Annotated in this window: 20 protein-coding genes; 14 read left to right on the top strand and 6 right to left on the bottom strand. The window is 71.7% G+C overall.

Features of this window, described 5'->3' with window-relative positions:
* The first annotated feature begins 207 nt into the window (after window positions 1–207).
* From OEY_RS30820 to OEY_RS0109115, 3 genes are read left to right on the top strand one after another with little or no spacing between them, the layout of a single operon-like run.
* Window positions 208–351, top strand: coding sequence for a hypothetical protein (locus OEY_RS30820; protein WP_017681953.1), 144 nt, complete (start codon window positions 208–210; stop codon window positions 349–351).
* A gap of 1 nt (window position 352) precedes the next feature.
* A complete protein-coding gene (locus OEY_RS0109120; RefSeq protein WP_029539967.1) occupies window positions 353–1,279 on the top strand; it encodes an ATP-binding cassette domain-containing protein in 927 nt (308 codons plus the stop codon).
* Window positions 1,276–2,088, top strand: coding sequence for an ABC transporter permease (locus OEY_RS0109115; protein ID WP_010593577.1), 813 nt, complete (start codon window positions 1,276–1,278; stop codon window positions 2,086–2,088). The genes OEY_RS0109120 and OEY_RS0109115 overlap by 4 nt, the downstream gene beginning before the upstream one ends.
* A gap of 252 nt (window positions 2,089–2,340) precedes the next feature.
* Here the strand turns inward: OEY_RS0109115 and OEY_RS0109110 are convergent, their stop codons facing one another.
* The 3 genes from OEY_RS0109110 to OEY_RS0109100 are packed head-to-tail and all read right to left on the bottom strand — an operon-like array spanning window position 2,341 to window position 4,505.
* Window positions 2,341–2,655: a WhiB family transcriptional regulator gene (locus OEY_RS0109110; protein ID WP_010593576.1), complete on the bottom strand. Its 315-nt coding sequence runs from the start codon at window positions 2,653–2,655 to the stop codon at window positions 2,341–2,343.
* A gap of 13 nt (window positions 2,656–2,668) precedes the next feature.
* A complete protein-coding gene (locus OEY_RS0109105) occupies window positions 2,669–3,676 on the bottom strand; it encodes a MaoC family dehydratase (protein ID WP_010593575.1) in 1,008 nt (335 codons plus the stop codon).
* Window position 3,677: 1 nt separating this feature from the next.
* Window positions 3,678–4,505: an HpcH/HpaI aldolase/citrate lyase family protein gene (locus OEY_RS0109100; RefSeq protein ID WP_010593574.1), complete on the bottom strand. Its 828-nt coding sequence runs from the start codon at window positions 4,503–4,505 to the stop codon at window positions 3,678–3,680.
* Between the two features lie 260 nt (window positions 4,506–4,765).
* Here OEY_RS0109100 and OEY_RS0109095 point away from each other — a divergent pair, with 260 nt between their 5' ends.
* The 3 genes from OEY_RS0109095 to OEY_RS0109085 are packed head-to-tail and all read left to right on the top strand — an operon-like array spanning window position 4,766 to window position 7,171.
* The gene (locus OEY_RS0109095; RefSeq protein ID WP_010593573.1) at window positions 4,766–5,917 is read left to right on the top strand and encodes an acyl-CoA dehydrogenase family protein; all 1,152 of its coding nucleotides are present in this window, start codon (window positions 4,766–4,768) and stop codon (window positions 5,915–5,917) included.
* Between the two features lie 28 nt (window positions 5,918–5,945).
* Complete coding sequence (locus tag OEY_RS0109090; RefSeq protein ID WP_040274957.1) at window positions 5,946–6,701, top strand: GntR family transcriptional regulator; 756 nt, start codon at window positions 5,946–5,948, stop codon at window positions 6,699–6,701.
* Window positions 6,702–6,718: 17 nt separating this feature from the next.
* Window positions 6,719–7,171 (top strand): MaoC family dehydratase, encoded by a 453-nt coding sequence (locus tag OEY_RS0109085; protein WP_010593571.1) that lies wholly within the window; start codon window positions 6,719–6,721, stop codon window positions 7,169–7,171.
* Here OEY_RS0109085 and OEY_RS0109080 read toward each other — a convergent pair.
* Window positions 7,099–7,794, bottom strand: a complete 696-nt coding sequence (locus OEY_RS0109080) for a pyridoxamine 5'-phosphate oxidase family protein (RefSeq protein WP_010593570.1) — start codon at window positions 7,792–7,794, stop codon at window positions 7,099–7,101. The genes OEY_RS0109085 and OEY_RS0109080 overlap by 73 nt on opposite strands.
* A 79-nt stretch (window positions 7,795–7,873) precedes the next feature.
* Between OEY_RS0109080 and pdxR the strand changes: the two genes are divergently transcribed.
* Entirely contained in the window at window positions 7,874–9,316 is a 1,443-nt protein-coding gene (gene pdxR / locus OEY_RS0109075; protein ID WP_010593569.1) for a MocR-like pyridoxine biosynthesis transcription factor PdxR, read from the top strand.
* 39 nt (window positions 9,317–9,355) lie between these two features.
* Here the strand turns inward: pdxR and OEY_RS0109070 are convergent, their stop codons facing one another.
* Window positions 9,356–10,426: an alanine racemase gene (locus OEY_RS0109070; RefSeq protein WP_010593568.1), complete on the bottom strand. Its 1,071-nt coding sequence runs from the start codon at window positions 10,424–10,426 to the stop codon at window positions 9,356–9,358.
* 117 nt (window positions 10,427–10,543) lie between these two features.
* On the opposite strand from OEY_RS0109070, the gene OEY_RS0109065 reads away from it, so the two are divergent.
* From OEY_RS0109065 to OEY_RS0109050, 4 genes are read left to right on the top strand one after another with little or no spacing between them, the layout of a single operon-like run.
* The gene (locus tag OEY_RS0109065; protein WP_010593567.1) at window positions 10,544–12,442 is read left to right on the top strand and encodes an N-acyl-D-amino-acid deacylase family protein; all 1,899 of its coding nucleotides are present in this window, start codon (window positions 10,544–10,546) and stop codon (window positions 12,440–12,442) included.
* The gene (locus tag OEY_RS0109060) at window positions 12,439–13,074 is read left to right on the top strand and encodes a TetR/AcrR family transcriptional regulator (protein WP_010593566.1); all 636 of its coding nucleotides are present in this window, start codon (window positions 12,439–12,441) and stop codon (window positions 13,072–13,074) included. The genes OEY_RS0109065 and OEY_RS0109060 overlap by 4 nt, the downstream gene beginning before the upstream one ends.
* Entirely contained in the window at window positions 13,074–13,952 is an 879-nt protein-coding gene (locus OEY_RS0109055) for an alpha/beta fold hydrolase (protein ID WP_010593565.1), read from the top strand. Before OEY_RS0109060 ends, OEY_RS0109055 begins: the two co-directional genes overlap by 1 nt.
* Window positions 13,937–14,419, top strand: coding sequence for a nitroreductase/quinone reductase family protein (locus OEY_RS0109050; RefSeq protein WP_010593564.1), 483 nt, complete (start codon window positions 13,937–13,939; stop codon window positions 14,417–14,419). Before OEY_RS0109055 ends, OEY_RS0109050 begins: the two co-directional genes overlap by 16 nt.
* 145 nt (window positions 14,420–14,564) lie before the next feature.
* On the opposite strand, the gene OEY_RS0109045 is transcribed toward OEY_RS0109050, so the two are convergent.
* Window positions 14,565–14,948: a DUF5313 family protein gene (locus tag OEY_RS0109045; protein ID WP_010593563.1), complete on the bottom strand. Its 384-nt coding sequence runs from the start codon at window positions 14,946–14,948 to the stop codon at window positions 14,565–14,567.
* Window positions 14,949–15,096: 148 nt separating this feature from the next.
* Here OEY_RS0109045 and OEY_RS0109040 point away from each other — a divergent pair, with 148 nt between their 5' ends.
* From OEY_RS0109040 to OEY_RS0109030, 3 genes are all read left to right on the top strand, one after another.
* Window positions 15,097–16,323, top strand: a complete 1,227-nt coding sequence (locus tag OEY_RS0109040) for an acyl-CoA dehydrogenase family protein (protein WP_010593562.1) — start codon at window positions 15,097–15,099, stop codon at window positions 16,321–16,323.
* An 83-nt stretch (window positions 16,324–16,406) separates the two neighbouring features.
* Window positions 16,407–17,309 carry an alpha/beta hydrolase fold domain-containing protein gene (locus OEY_RS0109035; RefSeq protein ID WP_010593561.1) on the top strand — a complete coding sequence of 301 codons (903 nt, stop codon included), beginning with the start codon at window positions 16,407–16,409 and terminating at the stop codon, window positions 17,307–17,309.
* A gap of 107 nt (window positions 17,310–17,416) precedes the next feature.
* Window positions 17,417–17,994, top strand: a 578-nt coding sequence (locus tag OEY_RS0109030; protein WP_010593560.1) for a TetR/AcrR family transcriptional regulator, incomplete at its 3' end; no start/stop codon positions are given.

Here is a 17,994-nt window from a genome sequence, read left to right as displayed (position 1 = left end):
TTCAAAAGTAGTTCCGCGCCAGTGACTGCGCTGGGAGATGCGTCGTTTATGGCTGGCCGACGGGGCTCCCCCTCACGTCCATTCGTTCGGTTCTTCCGGGCCGCGCTCGAGCGGTCGCTGTCGGTGTGATGCGTCCAAATCGCGAGTCGCTCGTCAGAGATGTCGACTTCCCAACCCAGGGAAGCGCCGTCTCGGAAGGACCCTCAGATGACGACCATCCGTGTCCACATCGCGCTCGACGCCGACGACACCGACGCACCACCCCTCCTTGCGGGGGTGCCCCGACGTCCGGGCCGGCGACGCCGGAGCGCGCCGGCAGTGCACGTGCCCGGCACCGGTTCGGAGGCGTGAGATGAACGCCCCTGCAGTAGTAGTGGACGATCTCCACGTCGCCTACGACAAGACGTGGGCGCTCGACGGCCTCGACCTCGAGGTGCGGGCGGGCACGACGCTCGGCGTGCTCGGCCACAACGGCGCCGGTAAGACGACCTTGATTCGCGTGCTCACCACGCTGGTGCGGCCGACCGTCGGCCGGGCGCTGGTCGAGGGCCTCGACGTCGTCACCGACGCGATGGACGTGCGCCGCCGGATCGGAGTCACCGGCCAGTATGCCGGACTCGACGAGTTCCTCACTGCCCGAGAGAATTTGGAACTGATAGGCCGCCTCGCCGGTCTGCGCGGCCGGACACGGGCTCGGGCCGACACTCTGATCGACCGGCTCGGGTTGCTCGACCTCGCGTCGCGGCGGGTCGGTGAACTCTCCGGTGGGTCACGACGTCGGGTCGACCTGGCCGCCAGCCTGGTCGGATCTCCGTCGGTACTGTTCCTCGACGAGCCGACCACCGGCCTGGATCCCATCGCCCGCAGCGCGCTGTGGGACGTCGTCGACGAACTCACCACCAACGGCACCACCGTCGTGCTCACGACCCAGTACCTCGAAGAGGCCGACCGGCTTGCCGACCACATTGTCGTGCTCAACCGGGGGCGGGTCGCCGCCCGCGGTACGCCCGCCGAGCTGAAGCGGATTGTCGGCGGCAAGGTGGTGACCGCCACGATTCCCACGCACCAGCTCGGCGGCCTGCCGTTCGGGCCCGAGACCGAGAATCCCGTCGACGGCGGTCGGGTCCGTGTCTCGCTCACCGTCGGCGACGCGATGACCGCTGCCGAACTCGTCGCCCAGCTCGCCCGGGACCGCGTCGACGTCAGCGACCTCGATGTCGCCTCGCCCAGCCTCGACGACGTCTTCACCCACCTCGCCCACGACGGAGCCACCCCATGAACGCCATGCTCACCACCCGATCCGGGCGGTCACCCGCCGCAGACCAGCTCGCGGCCCTTGTGGTCCGCAATCTGCGCACCAGTGCCCGCGTCCCGCAGTTGCTGATGTTCTCGCTGACGATGCCGATGGCGATGTTGGTCCTGTTCAGTCAGGTGTTCCGCAGTGTGGCGGCCGGACCCGGTTTCCCTCCCGGGGTCAGCTACATCGACTTCCTCACCCCCGCCATGCTGGCAGTCTCCACCGTGATGGCCGGCACCAACGCGGGGGTGTCCGCGGCGATCGATCACACCAACGGCCTGCACGACCGCTTCGCCGCGCTTCCCATGCGGGCGGCGCTGCCCGGTGTGGCGCGCACGCTCAACGAAGCCGCGTTCACCCTCGCCCGGGCCGCGCTCCTCGGTGTCGCCGCCGTCGTACTCGGGTTCGAGTTCCATGGCACCGTCGTCGACGCCCTGGCCGGCATCGTCGTGCTCGCCGTGCTGGCCGCGGCGATGAGTGCCCTGTTCGGGCTCATCGGTGACCGGCTCCGCCGTCCCGATGTGGTGCAGTTCGCCGGGATGATGGTGATGATGCCGCTGATGTTCGTCTCGAGCGCGTTCGCCCCGCTCGAGACCATGCCGGGTTGGATGCAGGCCGCCGCGACGCTCAACCCGGTCGCCCACGCCACCGATGCCCTGCGCGGATACGAGCTCGGCACCGCCACGTTCGGCGACACGGCCACTGCCGTTGTCGCCGCGGTCGCGCTGTGGGCGACGGTGACGCTCCTGCCCGGCATCGCGCGCCGGTTGCGCGCGTCGGTCGCGCGTTGAGCCTGCCCACCTGGGCGGTGCGCTGCCCGGATGGTTCATACCCGCGATCGGACTGACCGTCCACGGGACTGGAAGGTCGTCGTCGGTCGAACAGATCGCTCGACTGTGTAGTCGAGAGAAGGCGCAGGAGGCGAAGATCGCGCCCTACCTGAACGACCTCGTCATGCAGCGCGGACGCACACGCCGTGGGCGCTCGAATGGGACCTGCGACGAGATCGCCACGCCGGGGGGAGTGAGCGACCGCGGGTAGGGTCAGCCGGCCGCCGACGTAGCACGGTCCGGCAGCCAGCGGACGTACCGCAGTCCGCGGCGTTCCCTCTCGGTGAGTCCGCCCCAGATTCCGTGCTGTTCCTTGTTCTTCACGGCATGGTCGCGGCACGCGATACGAACGGGGCAGGGTGCGCAGATGTCCCGGGCCGCTCGTTCCCGGCGTTGCCGCTCGCCCAGGGTCTCGCCCTCGGGGGCGTAGAAGGTGTCCGGTCCGATGAACCGGCAGCGGGCGTGCAGACGCCAGTCGGGTGCGTCGGGGGCGACGATGGGGTCCGGTGCCGGGGCAGGAGAAGTCATGTCGGTTCCGGGGTCAGGCCATGAGTGCGGTGAAGCGCCAGTCCAGCACGGCTGCCGGCGCGTCGGTGCCGCGGTGGGCGTGGACGATCGAGCGCAGTTCGAGGACGCCCCCTCCGCTGTCGAGGGGGTGGGCGGACTCGACGTGCAGGTCGCTGGTGAGGGTGTCGCCCTCGTGGACCGGGCCGGTGTGGTCGCACGAGTGCCAGCCGAGGACGGTGACGAGGTTCGGCAGCGCCCGGGTGGCCTGGGCCAGGGCGAGACCGATGGTGTGACCCCCGTACACCAGTCGTCCTGCGGCACCGACACGTTCGTCGTGGTGGGTGGCGGCGATGTTGAGGGTCAGCCGCGCCAGCTCGGGTGCGCTGGTCACGACGTCGCCGCTCGACCGCAGCACCGCACCGGCCAGCGACGGATCGAAATGCGTTCCTGGAACCCGTGTCCGGTAGGCGGCGAGATCCCAGTCTGCGGGCGCGGACCACCGCGGCGGCTCCTGCGGGCCGATCGCGGACAGGTCGTCGGCGGCCACGACGCGTTCGGGATCGGGGTTTTCGTTCAGCGGCAGCATCGCGCACCGGTAGAAGTCGAGGACGGTCCGTCCGTTCTGGTCGACGGTGTTCATCCGCAGCGCCGCCAGGCCGGTGGGTTTGCGGCCGGGCTTGACCGAATTCTCCTTCAGACCAACCACTTCGGTGGTCGTGTAGAGCGTGTCACCGAGGTGCGGGAAGCGGTGGAAGCGCAGGCCGCGGTAGAACAGGTTGGCCTTGACGTGGTGGGTGACCAGGGTGGACTGGCCGATCGCGAGATCGGTGACGAGCCCGGCGTGCGCGACGGGCCCACCGGCGACGGCCGCCGACAGGTGCGCATCGAGGGGCAGGCGCAGCCGGTCGCCGAGGATCGCCTGGTGGGCGGCGGCGAGGCCGTCGGTGATCGTGACCGCGGGGGCGGTGTCGAAGACCTGGCCGACGGTCAGCTCGTCGAAGTAGGGGCCGCCGACCTCGGTGGCGGCGTTCGCGGTGGTCATCTCAGTTCTCTCCGATCAGGGCGAGGGTGCGGCGGGCGGCGACGGCGACCGCCTCGTCGAGCATCTGTCCGTCGAGCTGGGCGGCGCCCGCGCCGCGGGCCTCGGCCTCGGCCAGGGCGGCCAGCACCCGCCGCGCCTGCTCGGCCTGCTCGTCGTTCGGGGTGAAGGCCGCTGCGGCCGAGTCGATCTGGGCAGGGTGGATGACCCATTTGCCGTCGAAGCCGAGGTCGGCGGTCCAGCGGGCGGCGTGACGGAACCGATCGTCGTCGGTGATGCCGAGGAACGGGCCGTCGATCGCCTGCACGCCCGCGGCGCGGGCGGCGTGCAGGATCCGGTCCTGCACGTACAGCCAGTGCTCGGGGGCGGCGGTGCGGGTGCGGCCGAGCGCGGCGCCGAGGTCGGCGTAACCGAGGATCACCGCGGCCAGTCGCGGGCCGGTGACGATCTCGTCGAGGCGGGTCACCCCGGCCGGCGTCTCGATCAGCGCCTGCACGGCCAGGTCGGTATCGCCTGCCGCCGTGAGGATCCGGTCGGTCTCGGCGAGGTCGGCCGGGCCCTCGACCTTGGGCACCACCACCGACGACAGGGCCGATCCGAGGGCGGCGCAGGCGCGCAGGTCGTCGGCGAACCACGGCGTGCCGGGACCGTTGACACGCACCGCGATCGTGCGACCGGTGCCGTGCGTGGACACCAGGTCGGCGACGAGGTCGCGGGCGGTGTCCTTGTGGCCGGTGGCGACGGCGTCCTCGAGGTCGAGAACCACCTCGTCGGCCGGGGAGGCCAGAGCCTTGCCGGCCTTGCGGTCGTCGGAGCCGGGGGCGACGAGCACGGCTCGCCGGCGGCGGGGCTGGGCGAGAGTCACGGATCAACCTCTGCTGTGGGGCGGTCGGGAACGCGCTAAATGTACGGCCATTGTCCGGTCCGGCGCTACCCGGAGCGGACCTATAGGCGACGGCAGGGTCGACGTATAGGCGGTTCGAGGGGTGTCGTGCGACCGGATGGTGTTGACACGGCCGGGTGCGCCACGAAAAATGGCCGTACAAATGACGGGTGGGATCGCAGGTCCCGTGTCGATTCGAGGATTTTTCCGTGAGCTACCTGAGCGACGAAGAGACCTACCTGGTCAAGACGGTGCGCGAGTTCATCGACCGGGAGGTCAAGCCGTCGGTGCAGGAGGTCGAGCACTCAGGCGAGTACCCCGAGAAGTGGATCGAGCAGATGAAGCAGATCGGGATCTACGGGCTGGCCGTGCCGGAGGAGTACGGCGGGATGCCGGTGTCGATGCCGTGCTACGCGCAGGTCACCGAGGAACTCGCCCGCGGCTGGATGAGTCTGGCCGGGGCGATGGGCGGGCACACCGTCGTCGCCAAGCTGCTGGTGCTGTTCGGCACCGAGGAGCAGAAGCAGCGTTGGCTGCCGAAGCTCGCGACCGGTGAGGTGCGCGCGACGATGGCGCTGACCGAGCCGGGCGGCGGCTCGGACCTGCAGGCGATGACCACCACCGCCCGCCGGGACGGCGACGACCTGGTGATCACTGGCGCCAAGACGTGGATCACCAACGCCCGTCGCGCCGGGCTGATCGCGCTGCTGTGCAAGACCGACCCGGCCGCCACCCCCCGGCACAAGGGCATCTCCATCGTCCTGGTCGAGCACGGGCCCGGCCTGACCGTCTCGCGGGATCTGCCCAAGCTCGGCTACAAGGGCGTCGAGTCCTGTGAGCTGAGCTTCGACGGCTACCGCGCCCCGGCGACGGCGATCCTCGGCAGCGAGCCCGGCCGGGGTTTCGGGCAGATGATGAAGGGCCTCGAGACCGGCCGCATCCAGGTCGCGTGCCGCGCCCTCGGCGTCGCCGCGGCCGCGCTCGAGGACTCCCTGGCCTACGCGCAGCAGCGCGAGAGCTTCGGCCAGCCCATCTGGAAGCACCAGTCGATCGGCAACTACCTGGCGGAGATGGCCACCAAGCTCACCGCGGCACGGCAGCTGACCCGCTACGCGGCCGAGCGCTTCGACAGTGGCGAGCGGTGCGACATGGAGGCCGGCATGGCCAAGCTGTACTGCTCGGAGATCGCGATGGAGATCGCGCTGAACGCGGTGCGCATCCACGGCGGCTACGGCTACTCCACCGAGTACGACGTCGAACGCTACTTCCGCGACGCCCCGCTGATGATCGTCGGCGAGGGCACCAACGAGATCCAGAAGGGCGTCATCGCGTCCCAACTGGTGGCCCGCGGCGGCCTGTGACCGCCCGTCACTAGGATCCGTGATCGTCATGGGCGAACGCGACACGGAACCGGCGTACGCGCAGCTGTCGCGACGGCTGCGCGAGGCCGTCGACGCCGGCGAGTACCGCGGCGGCGTGCGGCTGCCCACCGAGGCCGAACTCGCGCAGCGCTACGGACTGAGCCGGCAGACGGTGCGGCGGGCGTTCCAGGACCTCGTCGCCGACGGCGTCGTCTACCGGGTGCCCGGCCGCGGCACATTCGCCGACGAGGGCGGGCGGCGCTACCGGCGCCAGCTCGGCTCCATCGAGGACCTGCTCGACCTCGCCGCCGACACCACGATGGAGATCGTCGCGCCACTGAGACGCGGCGTGCACATCGAGGCCGCGAGCCGGCTGCGACTGGACACCGATCTGGTGCATTCGGTGGCGCTGCGCCGCGTGCACGACGGGATCCCGTTCGCGCTGACCACCGTGTACCTGCCCGATCACGTGGCCGCGCACGTGCTCGATGCCCCGGAGCTCGCGGCCGGGGCGTCGAGCCGGAACACTGTGATGGGTCTGCTCGAACCGCACCTCGAGCATCCCATCGTCGAGGCGGCACAGACGATCACCGTCGCGCGGGCCACGGACGAGGTTGCGCGCGAGCTGAACTGCACCGCGGGGCATCCCCTGCTGCGGGTGGACCGGCTGTACTCGAACGATCTGGGCGAACCCGCCGAGCTGTCCGTCAGTTACTTTCTGCCCGAGCACTACACGTATCGCGTCACCCTCCGTCGCGCCGGACACCGTCCGCAGCGGCCCTGACCCAGGAGAAACGAATCATGCGCACCTTCCACGGAATCGACGAGATCGAGGCGGCCGTCGGCGAGGATCTCGGCCACAGCGAGTGGCTCGAGATCACCCAGGAGCGGGTGAACCTGTTCGCCGAGGCGACGGGGGACCACCAGTGGATCCACGTCGACCCCGAGCGCGCGAAGGACGGACCGTTCGGCACGACCATCGCCCACGGCTACCTCACCCTCTCGCTCCTGCCCGTCCTCGGATCGCAGATCTTCGCCGCCGAGGGACTGAAGATGCGGATCAACTACGGTGCCAACAAGGTTCGATTCCCGTCGCCGGTTCCGGTGGGATCGAAGGTGCGGGCGACCGCGAAATTCACCTCGCTCGAGCGCACCGCGAAGGGCGCGAACCTCACCGTCACCTACGCCGTCGAGGCCGAGGGCGCCGAGAAGCCGGCGCTCGTCGCCGAGACCATTGCCGTGCTCGTGGCGTAACGGTCCACCAGCCTGCGGACGGACTCGGGAACCGGTACGTCGTCCGCGACCCACGGCGCGGCGACCGGACGGTCCGCGACCGTCCGCAACGGGACCACACCCGCCCACGAGCCGTCGCTCACGTCGGGCGCGGACGGGGGTGCGTCGCGGATCTTGACCGTCCACTGTCCGGCGCGGATGGGCAGGACCAGGGTGGCGGTGGCCGCCAGTTCCTTCCTGGTGTGTGCCCGGGTCTCGGTGCTGCGCCCCGGAATGAGGCCGTCCGACAGGGCATCCAGGGCGGCGGCGGACTCCTCCGCGGGCAGGGCCGTGACTTCGCCCCGGACGACGGCGGATCGGAAGTTCGCGGACGAGTGGAACAGATCCTGCGCGACGACGACACCGTCGAGGAGCGAGACGCACACGGCCACCGGCGCACCGGATGCGGCCAGGCGCAGTGCGCCCGCGCCGGTGGAGCCGTGCAGCAGGATCCGGTCGCCGTCGCGCGCGTACAGCATCGGTACCACCCACGGCAGGCCGTCGACGACGGTCGCGAAGGTGCAGGTGACGGCCGCGTCCAGCACCGCGTCGAGGTCGGCCCGTCGGGTGCGGGCCCGTTCGGGATAGCGCCTGATGTTCTCCATGCCGGTGAGTCTGTCGGTTATCCGGTCCACTGAACAGGTCCACAAAGCGCGCACAGTCCAGGACCAGTATCGTGGCGCCGTGCCCCGTGTCGCGCCCCCGGTCCATCCGGCCTTCGAACTGCCCGACACCGACGCGCCCCTCCGGCAGCGCCTCGCCGAGGCCGTCGTCGACCAGATCCGGTACGGCCGCATCCGGGTCGGCGATCCGCTGCCGTCGACCCGCGTGCTGGCCGCCGAGCTCGGGGTGTCCCGCGGGTGCGTCGTCGACGCCTACGACGAGCTGTGTGCCTCGGGATTCGCTGTGGCGCGGGCGGGTTCGGGCACGCGCGTCGCGCCCGGTGCCGACGTCGCGGCGCGGGCGCACGCCGCATCCCATCCCGTCGTGCCCGCGGCGGCGACGGAGCCGGATCCGGTGCGGCGCGCGCCCGCACTGGACCTGCGGCCGGGGATCCCGGATCCGGCGCTGATCTCGGAACCGGAGTGGCGTCGCGCGTGGCGGGCGGCCGCCGCGGCGCCGCGGGCCCTCGGCGTCGCGGATCCGGAGGCTCATCCGGATCTGCGCCGGGCGCTGGCCGACCATCTCCGGCGGACGCGGGGCCTCGCCTGCGGGGCGGACGAGATCGTCGTGCTGCCGGGCGTCGCCGCCGCGGTGCGGGTCCTCGCAATCGCGGCGCGGCTGCGAGACCGCGACGTCGCGTTCGAGGATCCGGGATACCTCCGTGCGCGACGGGCGCTCGTCGGTGAGGGCGCCCGGCCGCGTCCGGTCCCGGTGGGGGAGGACGGTCTGGATCCCGACCTGCTGCGGGACACGGACGCCGCGGTGTACTGCACGCCCGCACATCAGTATCCGTTGGGGGCGCGCATGCCCGTGTCCCACCGCGCCCGGCTCGTTGCCCGTGCCGCCGAGAGCGGAACGATCGTCGTCGAGGACGACTACGACGGGGAGTTCCGGTACGACGTGTCGGCCCTGCCGGCGCTGCGCAGCATCGACGGCGGCCGCGAGTGCGTCGCCTACGTGGGGACGGCCTCGAAGATCCTGTCGCCGGATCTGCGGCTCGCGTGGCTGATCCCACCGGCCCCGTTGCGCTCGCGCATCGCGGCGGCCGTGGCCGAGAGCGGGGAGGTGGCCGGCTCGGTCGCCGCGTCCGCGCTGGCCCGGCTGATCGAGTCGGGGGCGCTGTCTCGGCATCTGGCGCGTGCGTCCCGCACCTACCGCGCCCGTCGGGCGGCGTTCGTCGGTGCGCTTCATGGTCTCGAACGGTCCGGGGTGTCGGTGACCGGCATCGAAGCGGGTCTGCATGTGGTGCTCCGGTTTCCGGAGGGTGTCGACGACGTCGCGATCGCCGCCGCAGCGCGACGGCTCGGTGTGGAGACCGCACCCCTCAGCAGGTACAGCGCCGGCCCCGGCGGTCCGAGCGGCCTCGTGTGCGGGTATGCGCGGTTGCCGGAATCGCGGGCGGCGGCCGCCGCCGACGCGATCGGAGCCGCCCTACCCGGCGGTGTGCCCTTTGGGTTGCCCTAGCAGCCCAAAAGGCACACCGGCGGCGGAGCCGCCTGCGTGCTACGTGTTGCGGCCCCGCGCGGCGACTGCCCACCGGTCGACCGCCGTGTCCCCGGCGACGACAGTCAGGTCGTCGGCGAGGTTGACCGTGGAGCACACATGGTTGGGGATCACCCGGAGGCGTGTGCCGAGGGTGGGGCGGTCGGAGTCGTCCGGCCACAGCACGGTGGCGTGGTGTTCGGACAGCGCGACGATGCGCGCGTCCGGGGCGCCGAGGATGCGGCCGTAGCCCGTCGCCCACGGGGCGCGGTCGGCGCCGAGCACCTTGCTGCCGGCGTCCAGCACGACGGTGTCGTCACGCGCCGACACCACCGTCGCCAACGCGGTCAGCGCGATCGCGTCCTCGTCGATCGTGCCCAGTTCGAGCTGCTGGGCGTCGCCGAAGACGTACACGCCCGGGCGCAGTTCGGTGGCGGCCGGCACGTCGAGGTGAGCGGTGGGGGTCGAGCCGCCGCTGATCACCTCGGCGTCGTGCCCGGTGGCCTCCAGGGCCGCCACCGCCCGGCTCAGCGCTGCCGCCTCGTCCGTCGCCGCGACCGCCGGCCGTCCCGGGCCGTACGAGTGCCCCGGAAAGGTGAACACGCCGCGCACCTCGAGCCCGACGGACGCCGCCGCGACGGCGACCGACCCGGCCCGCTCCGGCGCGACGCCGGTGCGGTGATGACCGCTGTCGACCTCGACGAGCACGGTCAGGCCCGGCCGGGCGTGCTCGGCGAGGGCCCGCGCGCCCTCCGCCGAGTCCACGCCCACGGTCAGCCGGACCTCCGCGGCGAGCGCGCGCAGCCGGGCACCGCGCGCGGCATCCGTCCACAGCGGATACGCGACGAACAGGTCGCGGAAGCCGGCATCGGCGAAGACCTCGGCCTCGGAGACCGTCGCGACGGTGAGCCCGACGGCGCCGGCGGCGAGCTGACGCCGGGCGATCTCGACGCACTTGTGGGTCTTCGCGTGGGGGCGCAGGGCCACCCCGCGGGTACGTGCCGCGTCGGCCATCCGCGCGATGTTGCGGTCGAGGACGTCACGGTCGACGAGGAGGGCGGGGGTGGCGGGAACCGCCGGGAACGCGGGCATGGCCGCACTCTATTCGCGGCGCTGTCCCGCGCCGGTCCGCACCCCGGGTTGCCCGAAAATAGAGAGCGGTCGTCCTCTTTCTGTCTATGCTTCGTGCATCGACGTGAGGGAGATCACATGAACACGACACCGGCGCCCACCGAGTTCGACCTGGTCGTCCGCGGCGGACTGTGGTTCGACGGCACCGGCGCCCCCGGCGTGGTCCGCGACCTGGGCATCAAGGACGGGGTGGTGGCGACGGCGAGCGCCGACCCACTGCCCGTCGGACCGGGCACCGAGGTGATCGAGGCGGCCGGCCGCTGGGTAATGCCCGGCTTCGTGGACCCGCACACGCACTACGACGCCGAGGTGCTCGTCTCGCCCGGCCTGCCGGAATCGGTGCGGCACGGCGTCACCACCGTCCTCATGGGCAACTGCTCGCTCTCGACGGTGTTCGTGCCGCCGCTCGACGCCGCGGACCTGTTCAGCCGGGTCGAGGCGCTGCCCCGCGAGCACGTCCTGACGGCACTCGAACAGGGCCGGACCTGGTCGTCGCCCCGGGAGTACGTCGCCGCGCTGGACGCCCTGCCGCTCGGCCCGAACGTCGCCGCGTTCATCGGGCACTCCGACGTGCGGGCGGCCGTCCTGGGCCTGGGCCGCTCCACCGATCCCTCGAGCCGGCCGAGCCGGGCCGAACTCGCCGCGATCGAGGCCGGCGTCGAGGACGCCCTCGACGCCGGCTTCCTGGGCGTGTCCACCATGACGAATCCCTGGGACAAGCTCGACGGCGATCGCTACCGCTCCCGCACCCTGCCCTCGACCCACGCGTCGTGGTCCGAATTCCGCCGGATCCACCGCATCCTGCGCCGCCGCGGCCGCGTCCTGCAGGCTGTGCCGAACCTCAACACCAAGTACGACGTGGCCTTCTTCGCCCTCGCCACCACGGGTGTGGGCCGCAAGCCGATGAAGGCGGCCGTGCTCGCCGCCGCCGACACCAAGGCCGAGCGCTGGGTGCACCGCATCTTCGGTCCGATCGCCTTCGCCGCCAACCGGATCGGGCGCGGCGCGTTCCGCTGGCAGCACCTGCCCACCACGTTCGAGGTGTACTCCGACGGGATCGACCTCGTCGTGTTCGAGGAGTTCGGTTCGGGGCGCGCCGCGCTGCACCTGAAGGAGGAGGTCGCCCGCAACGAACTGCTGCGCGACGAGGCGTACCGGCGCTGGTTCCGGCAGGACTTCGACAAGAAGTTCTCGCCGCGCGTGTGGCACCGCGACTTCGACGACACCACCATCGTCGGGTGCCCCGACGCGTCGCTCGTCGGTCGCTCGATCGGCGACGTGGCCCGCGACCGCGCCGTGCATCCGGTGGACACCTTCCTGGACCTCGTCGTCGAGCACGGACGGAAGTTCCGCTGGCACACGGTGATCGCCAACGACCGGCCCGAGGTGGCCAATCGGCTGCTCCGGCAGCCCGGCGTGACCGTGGGCTTCTCCGACGCCGGTGCGCACCTGCGCAACATGGCGTTCTACAACTACGGCATCTGCATGCTGCGCCGCATCCACGAATACGCACGGCGCGGCAAGCCCGTCATGCCCTTGGAGTCGGCGATCCACAAGCTCACCGGCGAACTCGGCGACTTCTACGGCATCGACGCCGGGCACCTGCGCGTCGGCGACCGGGCGGACCTCGTGGTCGTCGACCCGGCCGGGCTGAACCAGGACACCGACGCCTACCACGAGGCGCCCATGCCCGAGTTCGGCGGGCTGAGCCGCATGGTCAACCGCAACGACGCCGCCGTCACCGCGACCGCGGTGGCCGGTCGCGTGGTGTTCCGCGCGGGCGAGTTCGTCCCCGGGTACGGCGCCACCGTCGGCGCCGGCCGGTTCCTGCGCGCGGGCACCGACGCGCGCGGACCCGTGCCGGCGCGACGCCCCGCTCCGCCCGCCGCCGCTCCGCCCGCCGCCGCTCCGCCCGCCGCCGTTCCGCCCGCCACCGTTCCGCCCGCCACCGCCCCGGCCGGCAGCGCGGCGCCGTGACCGGGACCGCGGCACCGTCGCGCCGCACCCAGCAGCAGCGGCGCACGGCGACGATCGAACGGATCCTCGACGCGACCGTCGCGTCGCTGGGCGAGCTGGGTTACACGGCCACCACCATCGGGGAGGTGTGCCGCCGCTCGGGGGTGTCCTCCGGAGGGGTGTTCCGGCACTTCCCGACCCGGCTCGACCTGATGATCGCGGCCGCCGACGCCGTCCGCGAACGGCAGTTCGCGAACTTCCGGCTGGGGTTGACGCAACTCGGCGGGCCCGACGAAAGCCCCGAATCGGTCCGCGAGTGCCTGCGCCTGCTGCGGGCCGCGTGCCGTGCCCCGATCAACGCCGCCTGGTACGAACTGCTCGGCGCGGCGCGCACCGACCCCGCGCTGCGCGAACGCCTGGCCCCCATGGCACAGCGGTACCACGGCCGGATCGCCGAATTCGGGCGCACCCTGCCGATCGCCTCGCGATTCGAACCGGCGGAGTTCGACACGCTGCTGTTCACGCTGGTGCACCTGCTCGACGGGGAGGCCGTCGCGGCGGTGGTGCACCCGCAACCCGAGCAGGAGGAACCGCGCCTCGAACTGATGGCCCGCCTGGTGACCGGGGCCACGCCACGCAGTAGATTCAGGTAATGAGCATCGACAACGATTCGGCGCCGAAGTGGTTCGTCGAGGCCCTGTCCGCGCCGGTGGAAACGGGCAGCGTCGAGGTCGACGGCGCCTCGATCGCGTATCGCGCGTGGGGTGAGGAGGGCCGCCCCGGCATCGTGCTGGTGCACGGCGGGATGGCGCACTCGTGCTGGTGGGATCACGTCGCACCCCAGCTCGCCCAGGGCCGGCGCGTCGTCGCGCTGGACATGAGCGGGCACGGGGACAGCGACCACCGCGAGCACTACTCCCTCGAGACGTGGGCGCGCGAGGTGCTCGCGGCGGCGCAGGCGGGTGGGATCGCCGGAGCGCCGGTCCTGGTCGGGCACAGCATGGGCGGGATCGTGTCCTTCGTGGCCTCTCACCTGTACGGCGACCGGCTGGACGGGGTGATGATCCTCGACTCGCCGATCCGGGACCTGACGCCCGAGGAGATCGAGATGCGCGCTCAGGTGGCCCGCGAGCGCAGCGGCACGAAGGTGTATCCGACGGCGGAGGAGGCGATGGCCCGTTTCCGGCTCGTCCCGCCGCAGGACACCGCCGAGCCGTACGTGCTCGAGCACATCGCCCGTCAGTCCATGCGGCAGGTGCCCGGCGGCTGGAGCTGGAAGTTCGACGCCCTGCGGATGACGAAGGACCGGCGCACCAGCCTCGAGAGCTTCGAGGCGAAGTGCCGCGTCGCCTATTTCCGTTCCGAGAACGGGATCGTCGCCCTCGATCTGCTCGGTCGCATGCGGCCGCAGTTCGGTCCGGGTGCGCTCGTGGCCGAACTGCCCGCCGCGGGGCACCATCCGATGATCGACCAGCCGCTCGCGGTGGTGACCGCCGTGCGGACGGTCCTGGCCGGATGGGCGGCGCCGTGAACCCGCTGCGTCCCGTCGCGGTGCAGCTCGGCCGGCAACCGTGGCTGCCGCGGTTCACCCCGCAGATCGTCACCGTCGACCACACCCTCCAGCGGGTGACGTCCGGCCGGGTCACGCTGTTGACGCTCGCCGGGCTGCCGGAACTGGTGCTCACGGTCCGCGGCCGCAAGAGCGGGGTGGAGCGCCGCACCCCCCTGCTGTGCGCCCCGCGCGACGACGGCTGGCTCGTCGCCGGAAGCAACTGGGGGATGCCCGAACTGCCGGGCTGGGCGCACAACCTCGAGGCCGCCGACGAGGCACTGGTGACCTACCGGGGGGAGGACACCGTGGTCGTGCCGCGCCGCGCGCGCGGCGTCGAGCGCGACGTGCACTGGGGGGTGCTGGTGCAGGTGTGGCCCAATTACGAGCTGTACGCCCGGCGCACCGAGCGGGAGATCCCGGTCTACCTGTTGACACCGAAGGACTGAGGGACTCACCGCCCTCGGGGTCCACGGAAATTCCTGCGCCGAACCGGAATTCGCCCCCGCCGCGGCGCGAGCGGATTCCGGATCGGCGAGCAGATCCGGAACGGCTCCTGCAGCCCGGTACCCGGACGGCCGTGCGTCGGGGCCGTCAGCCGGCGCGCATCGCGGAATGCATCGCCTCGTAGGCGGCCTTCTCGGCGTCGCGCTGCCGGACGCGCCGGGGGTTCTCGAGGTCGCCCGGCAGGCCGTTGCGCTCGAGCCGGCGACGACGGTTCTGTGCCATGTAGGCGGCGGAGAAGAACAGGGCGAGCGCGACGCCGAGCCCCATCGTCGACAGGCGCAGCCACACCGGGCCGGGTAGCAGCAGGAAGGCGGCGTACAGCGGGAGGAACGGGATCTGGCTGCGGATCATGTGGCGGGCGACGGCGTGGTCGCCGACCAGGTCGTTGCGCACCCATTCGCGCATCGAGGCCGGGAGGGGACGGCCGAAGGCGTAGGCGAGCCATTGGAACGGTCCGGGGCGGGTGTGCATTCTCTCGGGCCTTTCGTACGGGAGTGGCACCTCGGAGTCTAGACATTTAGATAGTGCGTTAACTAATAGCAGGCTAAATATGTCCGACGTCACGATCGCGCCGCGCCGGCCTGTGTACCTTTTCGAGAACGTGTTCTATATTTCGTTCATGTACGAGTGGTCCGACACCGATCTCATGTTCCGTGACGCCCTGCGCGGATTCATCGACAAGGAGATCCGCCCGCACGTGGATCGGCTCGAGAGCGGTGAGCTGCCGCCCTACGACATCATCCGCAAGATGTTCGCCACCTTCGGCATCGACGAGCTCGCCCGCGACGGCCTGAACAAGGCCCTCGCCCGGGAGGAGGCCGGTGAGGTGCCGTCGGCAAAGTCGGGTGGCGGCATGGGCTCGGGCGGCATGGCGGCCCTGCTCAACAGCGAGATCGCCGGCGTCAGCCTCGGGCTCGTCGCCTCGATGGGCGTCAGCCTCGGCCTCACCGCCGGCACCATCCGCAGCCGCGGCACCCTCGCCCAAAAGAAGCGGTGGCTGCCCGAACTCGTGACGTTCGAGAAGGTCGGCGCCTGGGCCATCACCGAACCCGACTCCGGGTCGGACGCCTTCGGGGGGATGAAGTCCACGGTCCGGCGCGACGGCGAGGACTACATCCTCAACGGGCAGAAGACGTTCATCACCAACGGTCCCTACGCCGACGTCGTCGTCGTGTACGCCAAGCTCGACGAGGGTGACCCGAGCGTCGACCGGCGCGACCGCAAGGTGCTGGCCTTCGTGCTCGAGAAGGGCATGGAGGGGCTCACCCAGAGTCCGCCGTTCAAGAAGATGGGCATGAACTCCTCACCCACCGGCGAGCTGTTCTTCGACAACGTGCGCCTCACGCGCGACCGGCTGCTCGGTGAGACCGAGGAGGGTGGCCGCAGCGACGGCAAGGAGAGCGCGCGGGAGTCGTTCGCCGCCGAGCGGATCGGCATCGCCTACCTGGCCCTCGGCATCATCGAGGAGTGCCTGCGCCTGTGCAAGGACTACGCGCGCAGCCGCACCCTGTGGGGCCGCGAGATCGCGCAGTTCCAGCTGATCCAGCTCAAGCTCGCCGAGATGGAGATCGCCCGCATCAACGTCCGCAACATGGTGTTCAGCGCCATCGAGCGTGCCGAGGCCGGTAAGCCCGTCGCTCTCGCCGAGGCGTCGGCGATGAAGCTGTACTCCTCGCGTGCGGCCACCGAGGTCGCGATGGAGGCGGTGCAGCTCTTCGGCGGCAACGGCTACATGGCCGAGTACCGCGTCGAGCAGCTCGCGCGGGACGCGAAGTCGCTGATGATCTACGCGGGCAGCAACGAGATCCAGGTGACGCACATCGCCAAGGGTCTGCTCTCCGGGTGACCGCGGTCCGGGCCGCGCCGTGCGGTCCCGGTACCCGGGACAGGTATCTGCACTCGGGCTGCAGGTTCCACTATCGTGTCGCCATGCCCGAGCTCATGCCGGACTCGCCCGACGTCGACCCCGTACCGGCCGACGCGACACCCTTCCCCGACCCGGTCCTCGCGGCCCCCCACACCACCGGTGTCACCGTCGAGGAATGGCTCGTTCCCGGCGCGCTCGGCGACCCCGAGGTGCCCGTGCGGATACACACGCCCGACACCTGCCCGGACGGCAACCCCGCGGCGCGGCCCGTCGTGCTCGAGATCCCCGGCCGCGGGTCGGGCCCCGGCAGCGCCGCCCCCGACGAGGCCTTCGCCGCCGCCGTCGCCCGCGCGACCGGCGCGATCGTCGTCTCCGTCGACTACCGGCTCGCGCCCGAGGACCCTCCTTCTGCGGCGGACGACTGCTACGCGGTCCTCGAGTGGGTTGCCTCCGGCGCGGCCTGCCTGGACATGGATCCGGACCGCATCGTCGTCCTCGGCGACGCCGCAGGCGGCGCCCTCGCCGCGGCCGTCGCCCTGCGGGCACGGGACGAGGACGGCCCGCACATCGCGCTGCAGGCCCTGCTCGAACCCGGACTCGACGACCGGACCGGCTCCGTGCGCGACGGTGCCGCCGGACGGGACGACCTCGACGCCACCCGGGACCGGCGGCACCACCTCGGCGGCCGGGAGGCCACCGAGCAGTCCGGGCCCGCGCACCGGATCGACCTGACCGGACTGCCGTCGACCTACCTCGCCGTCGACGAGCACGGCCCCTTCCGGGACGCGGCAACCGACTACGCCCGACGGCTCCTGCAGGCCGGCGTGCCCGTCGAACTGCACTGCCACCGCGGCGCGTTCCCCGGATCCCTCCTCGCCCGGGATGCCGGCGCCCGTGCCACTCGCGCGCTGTGCGACGCGATCGTCCGGGCCACGGCCCGCACCCCCGTTCTCGATCCCGACTGAACCGCTCCCCGCGCGGCGCCGCGCTCCTCGGTGACACAGGCCCTGGCACAATTGGGTTCGCCGCACCGGTTGGGAGGAGCCGGTCGGCGACACGGGAGGAGAGACACGTGACCGTCACCGACGGACGCGTCGCGCGGGCCGAACGGACCCGCCACGCAGTGATAGAGGCACACATCGCCCTGATCGAGGCCGGGGAGCTGAAACCGACGGGGGCGCAGATCGCCGCCCGGGCCGGGGTCTCGCTCCGGGCGCTGTGGGCGAACTTCAACGATCTGGAGACGCTGTTCGCGGAGACCGGGGCGGAGTTGCTGCGGCGACAGGACTCCGCGTTCGCCCCGGTCCCCGTCGACCTGCCGCTCGGCGAGCGGATCGACGCGTTCTGCCGGCAGCGCGCCGAACTGCTCGAACTGATGGCGCCGTTCGCGCGCTCGTCCGCGATGAGAGCGCCGCAGTCCGAACGGATCCGGCGAAACAAGTTGCGGCACATCGCCCGGGTGGTCGAAGAGGTCGACGCGCTGTTCGCGGCGGAGCTGACCGCGCTCGACCCGTCGCACCGGGGCCGGCTGGTGCGGTCCGTGGCGGTGGCGAGCACCTGGGGATCGTGGGTGGCGCTGCGCGACGTGCTCGGCCTGCCGGTCGCCGAAGCCACCGAGCTGATGAAGCACACCGTCACCGCGCTGTTGTC

It is taken from the genome of Rhodococcus sp. P14 (assembly GCF_000256505.1).
In the GTDB taxonomy this organism is placed as follows: Bacteria; Actinomycetota; Actinomycetes; order Mycobacteriales; family Mycobacteriaceae; genus Rhodococcus; species Rhodococcus ruber.
Note: the sequence above shows the minus strand (reverse complement) of the source record. Positions and strands in the feature narration are given on the sequence as shown.